The sequence below is a fragment of the Mesoflavibacter sp. CH_XMU1422-2 genome (assembly GCF_037029245.1).
In the GTDB taxonomy this organism is placed as follows: domain Bacteria; phylum Bacteroidota; class Bacteroidia; order Flavobacteriales; family Flavobacteriaceae; genus Mesoflavibacter; species Mesoflavibacter zeaxanthinifaciens.
On record NZ_JAYMEE010000056.1, the window covers coordinates 122,775 to 134,533 of the forward strand.

Sequence of the window (11,759 nt, forward strand, 5' to 3'; positions counted from 1 at the left end):
ATCAGTTTGTTTAAACTTAACAAAAAAGACTTTCAAAACTCTAAAAAAAATACGATATTTGAAGTATATGAATACTATTTGGATGCATTTATTATCTCACTTAAAATTTCTTATTAAAAGAAATCCAGAATAGTATTCAATTATCTTAGCTATCAAACAATTAGACGTAGTTCTAATATTTCATTAATAAAAAATATTAAAAATGCCATTTTATCATAAATTAGGCAAGATGCCGCCTAAACGCCATACACAGTTTAGAAAACCTGATGGGTCTCTATATTCAGAGCAACTATTTGGTACTATTGGCTTTGATGGTATGTCTACAAATTCATATCACGAGCATGCGCCTACAAAAGTAAAAGCAATTAAAAAGCAATACAGTGTAGCACCTAAAATAGCCAAATCAAATAATATACAATCTTATAGGTTTAGAGGTTTTCAAGTAAAACCAGAAAATGATTATTTAGAAAGCAGAAAAACAGTATTAACTAATAGTGATTGTAGTATTATACTGTCTGCGCCAAAACAATCTACTAAAGATTATTTTTATAAAAATACTGATGCAGACGAGCTTATTTTTATCCATAAAGGAACAGGTAAGTTACGTACTATGCTAGGTAATTTAGATTTTAAATACGGAGATTATCTATTAGTACCAAGAGGTATAATTTACAAACTAGATTTTGATACAGAAGATAATAGGTTATTTATTGTAGAGTCAAGAAGACCAATTTACACTCCAAAACGTTACCGTAACTGGTTTGGTCAATTATTAGAGCATTCTCCATTTTGCGAGCGCGATTTGCGTCAGCCACAAGAGTTAGAAACTTATAATGAAGAAGGAGAGTTTTTAATCAAAGTAAAAAAACAAGATGATATTTTTGATATGGTTTATGCAACACATCCTTTTGATGTTGTAGGTTACGATGGTTACAACTATCCATATGCATTTTCTATACATGATTTCGAGCCAATAACAGGACGTATACATCAACCGCCACCAGTACATCAGACTTTTGAAACAGACGCATTTGTAGTTTGTAGTTTTGTGCCAAGATTATACGATTATCATCCAGACTCAATTCCTGCACCATATAATCATAGTAATATAGATAGTGATGAGGTATTGTATTACGTAGACGGAGATTTTATGAGTCGTAATGATATTGACGCAGGTCACATTAGTTTGCATCCAGCAGGTATACCACATGGACCACATCCTGGTGCTGTAGAACGAAGCATAGGAAAAGTTAAAACAGACGAATTAGCAGTAATGGTTGACACATTTAAACCGTTACAAGTAACAGAAGAAGCATTAAAAATAGCAGACGAAGATTATTTTAAATCTTGGTTATAAATAAAGACAAACAATGAGTAAAGAAATAAAATCAGTAGATTACGGTTTAGAAAAAATATTTGATGGCGCGCAAGATTTTCTTCCGCTTTTAGGTACAGATTACGTAGAGTTTTACGTAGGTAACGCAAAACAAGCAGCACATTTTTATAAAACAGCATTTGGATTTCAATCTTATGCTTATAAAGGATTAGAAACAGGATCTAAAGAGTCTGTAAGTTATGTTTTAAAACAAGACAAAATAAGACTTGTTTTAACAACACCTTTAAACAGCAAATCACCAATTAATGACCATATTGTTAAACACGGTGATGGTGTAAAGGTTGTAGCGCTTTGGGTTGAAGATGCAAGAAAATCTTATGAAGAAACTACAAAACGAGGTGCAAAATCTTTTATGGAACCGACGGTTGAAAAAGACGAATTTGGTGAAGTAGTTAGAGCAGGTATTTATACCTACGGAGAAACCGTACATATGTTTGTAGAACGTAAAAACTACAACGGACAATTTTTACCTGGTTTCGAAAAATGGGAAAGCGATTACAATCCAGAACCAGTAGGCCTAAAATACATAGACCATATGGTAGGAAATGTAGGTTGGGGAGAAATGAATACTTGGGTAAAATGGTACGAAGATGTAATGGGATTTGTTAATTTCTTATCCTTTGATGACAAGCAAATTCATACCGAATATTCAGCTTTAATGAGTAAAGTAATGAGTAATGGTAACGGTCGTATAAAATTTCCAATTAACGAACCAGCCGAAGGTATAAAACGTTCTCAAATTGAAGAATATTTAGACTTTTACGAAGGACCAGGTGTGCAACATATAGCTGTTGCAACAGACGATATTATTACAACAGTATCACAATTAAAAGCAAGAGGTGTAGAGTTTTTATCAACGCCACCAGAAGAATATTATAAAGCTGTACCAGGAAGATTAGAAGAATTTAGTCACGAGCTAAGAGAAGATATCGAAACACTTAGAGGTTTAGGTATTATGATAGATGCCGATGATGAAGGATATCTACTTCAAATTTTCACAAAACCAGTAGAAGACAGACCAACATTATTCTTTGAAATCATACAGCGTATGGGCGCACGTGGTTTTGGAGCAGGTAACTTTAAAGCTTTGTTTGAGTCTATAGAAAGAGAGCAAGCAAAAAGAGGTACACTTTAATTTATGTTTACTTTTTAATAATAAAAAAATGCCATCAAATGTATAGATGGCATTTTTTTGTTTTATATTTTTGGAATAGTAATTGTAATACTACATTTAAATAAAGATGTTTAAGCTAATTAAGTGTTACAAATACAATATGTTATGAAAAGAATTTTACCAATTATAATATGTCTCTTAGCATTGCAATTAACTAATGCACAAGAGTCATCTTTTAAAACAGGCGAATGGTTTAAATTTAAAATGAGTTATAGCGGTTTTTTAAAAGCAGGTAATGCTACACTACAAGTAAATGAAACCGTTTTAGACGGAAAACAAGTATATCATGTTGTTGGTAAAGGTTGGACAACAGGAGCAATAAAATGGTTTTTTAAAGTACAAGATCGTTATGAAAGTTATTTTGATAAAAAAGCTATAATTCCGTATAAATTTATCAGAAAAATTGATGAAGGAGGACATAAAAAAGATATTGAAATCACTTTTGATCAAGACAAAAAAGAAGCGCTAGTACATAATAAAAAACATAATACTAAAAAGTCTTTTACAACAAAACCAAACATCCAAGATATGGTGTCAACTTTTTATTATTTAAGAAATAATATAGACACCAAAAATTTAAAAGTAGGCGATGAGGTTAAGTTAGATATGTTTTTTGACGAAGAAAATTATGGTTTTAAGCTGAAGTATTTAGGTAGAGAAAATTTAGACACAAAATTTGGAGAAGTAGATGCTTTAATATTCAGACCCTATGTAATGGCTGGTCGTGTATTTAAAGAAGAAGAAAGTTTAACACTTTGGGTATCTAATGATAAAAATAAAATACCTTTGCGCATCAAAGCAGACCTTGCTGTAGGATCATTAAGAGCAGATTTAGAGGCTTTTAAAGGACTAAAGCATCAATTTAAAATATTAGTAGAAGATTAATCGATGAGTGCTGACCAAAAAATTATAGATCAATTAGATAAAAAATATTCAGATTTAGATCAAAATCTAAATACACATTTAGAAGGCTTGCTACACAGTAAGCCAATAGATTATTGGGACTATATCCAAACAGATGCCCTATTAAATTTACAAATAAAACGAACAACATTACCAGATGAAATGGTTTTCATCCTTTATCATCAAGTTAATGAATTGTTGTTTAAAATGATACTTTGGGAAATAGACCAAGTTGCAAATAAAAAAGACATAACAGCAGCATTTTTTGAAACTAAAATAATGCGAATAAGTCGTTATTTTGATGTCTTAACTTCATCCTTTACCGTAATGAAAGACGGTATGGATATAGAACAATACAATAAGTTTAGAAATACACTTACGCCAGCTAGCGGATTTCAATCTGCACAGTATAGGAAAATAGAATTTGCTTCTACCGAGCTAATAAACTTAATAGATAATCGTTTTAGAGAAACTATTGACAGAAATACCTCTTTTGAACACGCTTTTGAACATTTGTATTGGCAAGCAGCAGGAAAAGACTACAAAACAGGTAAAAAAAGTTATACATTAACAGTTTTCGAGCAGAAATACAAAGACGAATTTATTAGATTTGCAGAATTCTATAACACACACAACCTGTGGACCATTTTTAAAAGTTTACCACAAGATGTTAAAGAAGACAAAGATTTAATAAAAGCCATGCGCCATTACGATTATACCGTAAACATCACTTGGGTTATGGCACATTACAATACCGCAAAACACTATTTAAACATAGGCGGAAAAACAGCAGAAGCAACAGGAGGAAGCGAATGGGTAAAGTACATGCATCCAAAATATCAAAGAAGAATATTTTTTCCAGACTTATGGAGCAAGCAAGAGTTAGAAGATTGGGGCAAAAATGTTTAGTAATACTAGCTTTAGCATTACTAAGTATAGCCTGCAAAAACGAAGTAAAAGAACCTATACAAACCGTTGAGGTTATAGAGCCAGAAGAAGTGTATGAGTTTGGTTTTAACCTTAAAGATTATTTTGTAAAAAGAGATACTATTAGAAAAGGAGATAGCTTTGGAGAAATACTTCAACGTAATCAAATAGACTATTCAAAAATATTTCAAATAGCACAGCTAACAAAAGATAGTTTTGATATTACCAAGCTACAAATAGGCAAGCCTTATACTTTATTGTGTTCTAACGATTCTTTACAAGAACCAAAATGTTTTATTTATCAACCTACAAAAACAGATTATGTGGTTGTTAATTTTCAAGACTCAATTCACGCATATTCTTCAACAAAACCTATAAAATATGTCGAAAAAGAAGTTTCAGGAATTATAGAATCTAACATTTCAGAAGCATTAGATAAACAAGGGAAAAGTGTCATTTTAGCTTATAAAATGAGCGATGTTTATGCTTGGACAATAGACTTTTTTAGACTTCAGAAGAACGATAAATTCAAAGTAATTTATACCGAAAAATATATAGACGACAGTATTTATGCAGGAATAGATCAAATTAAAGCCGCTTATTTTGAACATAAAGGCGAGCCATTTTATGCATTTCAATTTGAAACAGATACAGTAAAAGGATTAAAAGACTATTTTTCTGAAGACGCTAAAAACCTTCGTCGTGCTTTCTTAAAAGCACCAGTAGAATACAAACGTATTTCATCTAGATATAATTTAAATCGAAGAATAGCACTTTACGGTAACCGTGTAAGACCGCACAAAGGAACCGATTTTGCTGCAGATATTGGTACGCCAATTCGTTCTACTGCAAACGGAACTGTAATAGAATCTGCAAGAAGAGGCGGTAACGGTAATTATGTAAAAGTTAAACACAACTCAACCTATACAACACAATATTTACACATGCGTAATCGTGCGGTAAAAGTTGGTGATTTTGTAAAACAAGGAGACATTATTGGGTATGTTGGGATGACGGGTAATACATCTGGACCACATGTTTGTTATCGTTTCTGGAAAAACGGAAAGCAAGTTGATCCTTTCAAACAAAAACTGCCAGAAGCAGAGCCTATATCAGACAGTCTAAAAGCAGAATATTTAAAGTTTATAAAACCTATAAAAATTCAATTAGATAATATAGAATACAATTATCCTATAGAAACTGAAGAGCAGGTTTTAGAGATACAAACCAATCAAGATAACGCAATTACATATACCAAATAATGGCATTACCTACAGTTAATCCAACAACTACAAAAGCTTGGAAAAATTTACAGCAGCATTTTGATCAAGTAAAAGATTTAAAAATGAAAAATTTGTTTGCAGAAGATGCAAACAGAGCAAATAATCTAACTGTAAAATGGGAAGATTTTTACGTAGATTTTTCTAAAAATAGAATTACTGAAGAAACCCTAAAACACCTTTTACAACTTGCAGAAGATTGTAAGTTAAAAGAAGCAATTAACGCTCAGTTTAACGGTGAAACTATAAATAAAACCGAAGGAAGAGCTGTTTTACATACTGCATTAAGAGCAGATAAAGACGCTGTTTTTAAGGTAAATGGTATTAATGTGATGCCAGAAGTTTTTGAGGTAAAATCAAAAATTGAAAAATTCACCAAACAAGTCACTTCGGGCGAATTAAAGGGATATACTGGTAAAGCGTTTACAGATGTTGTAAATATAGGTATTGGTGGAAGCGATTTAGGTCCAGCAATGGTTGTGGATTCATTACAATATTATAAAAACCATTTAACAACACACTTTGTAAGTAACGTAGATGGAGATCACGTTAATGAAGTTATTAAAAAACTAAATCCAGAAACTACTTTATTTGTAATTGTTTCTAAGACCTTTACAACCCAAGAAACACTATCAAACGCAACTACTATAAAAAATTGGTTTTTACAGCATGGTAAAGAAGAGGATGTAGCAAAACATTTTGTAGCTGTATCAACAAATATCCAAAAAGTAAAAGATTTTGGTATAGACAGTAATAATATTTTCCCAATGTGGGAATGGGTTGGCGGTCGTTTTTCTCTTTGGAGTGCAGTAGGTTTATCAATTAGTTTAGCAGTTGGATTTGACAATTTTAATAGTCTTTTAAAAGGGGCAAATAAAATGGATAACCATTTTAAAAGTGAATCTTTTGAAAGTAACATACCTGTAATTTTAGCCTTACTAAGTATTTGGTATAACAACTTCTTTAATGCAGAAAGTGAAGCTATTATTCCATATTCTCAATACTTAAACCAATTTGCAACATACCTTCAGCAAGGCATCATGGAAAGCAACGGAAAAAGTATTGATAGAAACGGAAATAGAGTAGATTACCAAACAGGTACTATTATTTGGGGAGAACCAGGTACAAATTCGCAACATGCCTTTTTTCAATTAATACATCAAGGTACAAAGTTAATTCCAGCAGATTTTATTGGATTTGCACAATCACTTCATGGTAATCAAGACCATCAAGATAAATTAATGTCTAATTACTTCGCACAAACAGAAGCATTATTAAACGGAAAAACTAAAGAAGAAGTTATTACTGAGTTTAAAGAAAAAAATGCATCGGAAGAAGAAATTTCAACTTTAACACCTTTCAAAGTTTTTGAAGGAAACAAACCAACTAACTCCATTTTCATTAATAAATTAACACCTGAAAGTTTAGGTAAGTTAATAGCTATGTATGAACATAAAATATTTGTACAAGGTATTATTTGGAATATTTATAGCTACGATCAATTTGGTGTTGAGTTAGGAAAACAATTAGCAAACAAAATCTTAAGTGAGTTTGGTGCAGAAAATAATGCTGTACATGATAGCTCTACAACTAACCTTATTAACCATTTTGAGGCTCTTAAATAATTGTTAAAAAAATGTGTATATCTATGTTTATCAAATTGTTGGGTGACTTAAAAGTTGTTTAGTTTTGTAAAATGCAAATATTGTTAACATTAAGTTAATGTTACATCTATAATTAGTAGTAATTTTGCATCAAATTTTGAAAACAAACAATTTTTAATTCAACATGATGAAAAACAAAATTCAATTTATGTTTTTGGCAGTAGCATTTATGTTTACTGCATTTACAATGGCTCAAAGTACAGTAACGGGTACTGTTCTTGACTCAGAAATCAATAGCCCTTTGCCAAGTGCAAGTGTTATGGAAAAAGGTACTTCTAATGGTACTACAACTGATTTTGACGGTAACTTTACTTTAAAAACTCAATCAGAGTCAGGAGAAATCGTAATCTCTTACGTAGGTTATGAATCAATAACTTTAACTTTTAACGGAAGTAAAAACTTAGGTCAAGTTTCTTTAGCTCCAGATAATTCTTTAGAAGAAGTTGTTATCATCGGAACTGGAGTTATTGATTTAGCAGCAGGAAGAGAAACTCCTGTAGCAGTTTCTACAATTAGAGGTAAAGACATCTAATTAAAAGCAGCTGGTAACGTAGAGTTTGGTGAAGCTATGAAAAACACACCATCTGTTTACGTTTCTAACCAAGCAGGAGGATTTGGAGATAGTCAGATTTTCTTAAGAGGTTTTGATCAAACTAACACAGCTTACTTATTAAACGGACAACCAATTAATGGTATGGAAGACGGTAGAATGTATTGGTCAAACTGGTCAGGTATGAGTGATGTTGCAAACGCGGTGCAAGTACAACGTGGTTTAGGAGCATCAAAATTAGCTATATCTTCAGTAGGAGGTACAGTTAATATCGTATCTAAAACTACAGATAACAAAGAAGGTGGTTTTGTAAGATTATTAGGAGGTAACGATAGTTACGGAAAAATTACAGCAACTTACAGTTCTGGTTTAAAAGAAAGCGGATGGGCTTATACAGTATTAGTAGACCACTGGCAAGCACACAGAAAATACTCTGAAGGAACAGCAGGTCAAGGTCAAAATTATTTATTTTCTGTTGGTTATAAGCCAAACGAAGTACACTCGTTCAACTTCTTGTTAACAGGAGCACCACAATGGCACGATCAAAATTTCTCAGACGATTTAGAAAACTATGAAAGATATGGTGATAAATATAACGGTAACTCAGGGTTTTTAGGCGGAGAACGTTATACAGAAAGAAGAAACTATTACCACAAACCAGTAGCAAACTTAAACTGGGATTTTAATATTAATGAAAAACTAGACTTATCTACTGTGTTATATGCATCATGGGGACGTGGTGGAGGAACCGGAGGTCTTGGTAGAGGAAGAGTAAGAAATGATGCAAACGGACTTATTGATTTTGATCAAATAGTTGAAAATAACATTGATTCTGCAACTGATGGTGTTGGTAACTTTGGAGATTCTTATTTAAGAAGATCTTCTGTAAACAACCACAACTGGTACGGTTTATTATCTAACTTAAACGTAGAATTAAATGAAAATTGGTCATTTAATGTTGGTGCTGATGGAAGAACTTATAGAGGTGATCACTTTAGACAAATTAATGATTTCTTAGGTTTATCAGGTTATAATGATAACTTCTTAACAAATAGACCATCAGATTACGTTTTAACTGAAAGTTTTGAAGCTAACCCATGGTCTGCTTTATTTGACTTTGCAGATGAAGATCAAAGATACGACCGTGATTACTCAGAGACTATTAATTACTTAGGAGGTTTTGGTCAAGTTGAATTTACTCAAGGTGGTTTTTCAGCATTCTTCCAAGGAGCATTATCTACTCAATCTTACCAAAGAGAAGGTCGTTTAGTTGGTGTAGGTGACGGTTTAGGTAAATCTGAAAAAATAACTAAAACTGGTTATAATTTAAAAGGTGGTTTAGGATATAAAATTAATGATAAGCATGCATTCTTTGCTAACGCAGGTTTTTACTCTCGTCAACCATTCTTAGATAATATCTTTGCTAACATTAGATATTCAAATGCTTTAGTAGAGCCAGAAATTGATAATGAAGAAATTTCAAGTATCGAAGGTGGTTATAGATTTAAAGGTAAAGAATGGAGAGTAAATGTAGACGTTTATTCAACAAGATGGAGTAACAGATTCTTAGGATTTGGTACTGATTTAGCTGGTCCTGACGGAACTTTAGGTAATGCTGATGACGAGTTTGGTAACTACAGAATTACAGATGTAACTCAGGTGCACAACGGTGTAGAATTTGATTTTGAATACAGACCTATGGCTTCTTTCTTAAGCTTTAGAGGATATGGTTCTATCGGAAACTGGAAATATGATGGAGAAACTCCTTATACTTTACAAAACGATGATACAGGTGAATTCTTAATTACAGATGGTAAAGTTGATTTAACAGACGTAAAAGTTGGTAACGCTCCTCAAACTTCATTTGGTGCTGGTATTAGAGCTAAATTACTAAAAGGACTTTCTGTAGATTTAGATTACAACATCTACACAGATTTATATGAGTTTGTTGACGTAGAAGAAGTTGCAACTGCTGCTTTAGCAGGTAACCAATACTCTTCTGTAAGACTACCTGCTTATACTCTTGCAGATGCAGGTTTAACTTATAACTTTGATTTAGGGTCTAATAAAATGACTTTTAGAGCTAATGTTTACAACCTTTTCAATGCAGACTATATTAACCAAAGAGATGCTTTTGGTTACTACTTAGGTATTGGAAGAACGTTTAACGCTAGCTTAAGATATAACTTCTAATTCTATTAAAAAGAATTAAATTTAAAACCGCTTCTTTACAGAAGCGGTTTTTTTATGCAATATAATTACTACCTTTATAGCCTAATTAATTTAAAAAAAAAATATATGTATTCAACAGTAAAAATGTTACACTCTTATTGGGCATACTTAGTGTTTTTTATGCTAGTTATAGCAACCATAAACGCACTATATAAAACCTTTACAAATAAAGAATATGAAGCAAGAGATTTTAGAATTTCTTTGTTTACCTTAATTGTTTCTCATATTCAATTCTTAATAGGAATTATTTTATGGTTTGTTGCTGATTACTTTGGAGAAATGAGCATGGGAGAAATCATGAAAAATAGCGCCATACGTAATGTAGCTGTAGAACATCCTGTAGCAATGTTATTAGCTATAGCATTTATTACTATAGGATACTCAAAACATAAGAAAAAACTAACTTCAGCAAAAAAACTAAAAACTATTGCTATATTTTACTCTATCGCATTAATATTAGTATTGGCTAAAATACCTTGGTCTACTTGGTTTTAATATAAAAAAAGCGAGCTATATAGCTCGCTTTTTTGTTTAATATTATTATCGATATTTATTTATCGTTGTTCTTTTTGTCTTCAAGTTCTTTAATTAGATAGACATAAACAGGAAAGTGATCACTAAAACCATTGGTAAATCCACCATCTGCAAAACTTCTTAACGGGTAACCTTCCCAACGTCCTTTTTTATTTACTAAGTAGTTTTCATTAAAAATACCAGCTCTATAGTAAGTCCAATTTGTATAATCTTTCTTTAAGAAAGGCTCTGTTAACATAATTTGATCAAATAAACTCCAAGCATCTCTATAAGCAGTAGTACCTAATCCTTCTTTTTTAAACATGTCTATGTAAGGGTTGTAAATACCTTTAAAGTCTACCTTCTTTTTATTTCTTTCTGCTTTTAAAACATCCTTAACACTTGCGTTGGTAGGATCATCGTTTAAATCTCCCATTGTTATTATTTTAGCATATGGATCAATAGATTGTAAGCTATCAATAATACGCTTGTTTAACTTAGCAGCAGCAACTCTTTTAGGTCTACTTCTAGCTTCTCCGCCACGTCTAGAAGGCCAATGGTTAACGATAAAATGCATTTTCTCGCCTTCAAGCTCACCAGATACTAATAATTGGTCTCTTGTGTTTATACGCTTTCTTGTTTCATCATCATAAATCTTTAAAGTATGTGTGCTTCTTGATGTTACTTGAAATAATTTTTTTTGATAAAGTAAAGCAACGTCAATACCTCTGTTGTCAGGAGAGTTAAAGTGAACAATACCATAATCTTTACCCAGAAGTAATGGGTCGTTTACTACATCTTCAAGGACGTTAACGTTTTCTATCTCGCAAACGCCAATAATTGCAGGAGAGTTTCTAGTAAAGTCAGATCCAATTTCTGAAATTACTCTAGCCATATTATGTACTTTCTTCTTGTATATGTCTTGACGGTTTGCTTTAATTTCCATCATTGGACTTGCCTCATCATTTTTTGTAGGATCATTGATGGTGTCAAATAAATTTTCAAGATTATAAAAAGCAACAGTGTGGATTTTAAACTTTTTCTTTTCTTGTGCATTTACATTTATAATACTTATAAATAGTAGTGCAAATAGTAGGTAATTAAAATGTTTCATTAAAAA

The 11,759-nt window shown here is 31.8% G+C and carries 10 protein-coding genes and 1 pseudogene; 10 read left to right on the plus strand and 1 reads right to left on the minus strand.

Annotated elements, in window-relative coordinates; genetic code table 11:
* The first annotated feature begins 202 nt into the window (after positions 1 to 202).
* The 10 genes and pseudogenes from WA340_RS06565 (at position 203) to WA340_RS06610 (ending at position 10,621) form a co-directional block, all read left to right on the plus strand.
* The gene (locus tag WA340_RS06565; protein ID WP_336128021.1) at positions 203 to 1,357 is read left to right on the plus strand and encodes a homogentisate 1,2-dioxygenase; all 1,155 of its coding nucleotides are present in this window, start codon (positions 203 to 205) and stop codon (positions 1,355 to 1,357) included.
* A 13-nt stretch (positions 1,358 to 1,370) separates the two neighbouring features.
* Positions 1,371 to 2,531, plus strand: a complete 1,161-nt coding sequence (hppD, locus tag WA340_RS06570; protein ID WP_223077951.1) for a 4-hydroxyphenylpyruvate dioxygenase — start codon at positions 1,371 to 1,373, stop codon at positions 2,529 to 2,531.
* Between the two features lie 144 nt (positions 2,532 to 2,675).
* Positions 2,676 to 3,455, plus strand: coding sequence for a DUF3108 domain-containing protein (locus WA340_RS06575; RefSeq protein ID WP_336128023.1), 780 nt, complete (start codon positions 2,676 to 2,678; stop codon positions 3,453 to 3,455).
* A 3-nt stretch (positions 3,456 to 3,458) separates the two neighbouring features.
* Positions 3,459 to 4,382, plus strand: a complete 924-nt coding sequence (locus WA340_RS06580) for a tryptophan 2,3-dioxygenase family protein (RefSeq protein ID WP_027879595.1) — start codon at positions 3,459 to 3,461, stop codon at positions 4,380 to 4,382.
* Positions 4,340 to 5,662 carry a M23 family metallopeptidase gene (locus tag WA340_RS06585; protein WP_336128027.1) on the plus strand — a complete coding sequence of 441 codons (1,323 nt, stop codon included), beginning with the start codon at positions 4,340 to 4,342 and terminating at the stop codon, positions 5,660 to 5,662. The genes WA340_RS06580 and WA340_RS06585 overlap by 43 nt, the downstream gene beginning before the upstream one ends.
* A complete protein-coding gene (gene pgi, locus WA340_RS06590; protein ID WP_336128028.1) occupies positions 5,662 to 7,305 on the plus strand; it encodes a glucose-6-phosphate isomerase in 1,644 nt (547 codons plus the stop codon). The genes WA340_RS06585 and pgi overlap by 1 nt, the downstream gene beginning before the upstream one ends.
* Before the next feature lie 163 nt (positions 7,306 to 7,468).
* Positions 7,469 to 7,876 carry a carboxypeptidase-like regulatory domain-containing protein gene (locus tag WA340_RS06595; RefSeq protein WP_336128030.1) on the plus strand — a complete coding sequence of 136 codons (408 nt, stop codon included), beginning with the start codon at positions 7,469 to 7,471 and terminating at the stop codon, positions 7,874 to 7,876.
* A 15-nt stretch (positions 7,877 to 7,891) separates the two neighbouring features.
* A pseudogene (locus tag WA340_RS06600) lies at positions 7,892 to 8,146 on the plus strand (TonB-dependent receptor plug domain-containing protein); the annotation flags it as partial.
* A 261-nt stretch (positions 8,147 to 8,407) separates the two neighbouring features.
* Positions 8,408 to 10,087, plus strand: coding sequence for a TonB-dependent receptor domain-containing protein (locus WA340_RS06605; RefSeq protein ID WP_336128259.1), 1,680 nt, complete (start codon positions 8,408 to 8,410; stop codon positions 10,085 to 10,087).
* 105 nt (positions 10,088 to 10,192) lie between these two features.
* On the plus strand, positions 10,193 to 10,621 hold the full coding sequence (locus WA340_RS06610; protein WP_223077955.1) for a hypothetical protein: 429 nt from the start codon (positions 10,193 to 10,195) through the stop codon (positions 10,619 to 10,621).
* Positions 10,622 to 10,676: 55 nt separating this feature from the next.
* Here WA340_RS06610 and WA340_RS06615 read toward each other — a convergent pair whose 3' ends face one another.
* The gene (locus tag WA340_RS06615; RefSeq protein WP_223077956.1) at positions 10,677 to 11,753 is read right to left on the minus strand and encodes an endonuclease/exonuclease/phosphatase family protein; all 1,077 of its coding nucleotides are present in this window, start codon (positions 11,751 to 11,753) and stop codon (positions 10,677 to 10,679) included.
* Positions 11,754 to 11,759: the final 6 nt, after the last annotated feature.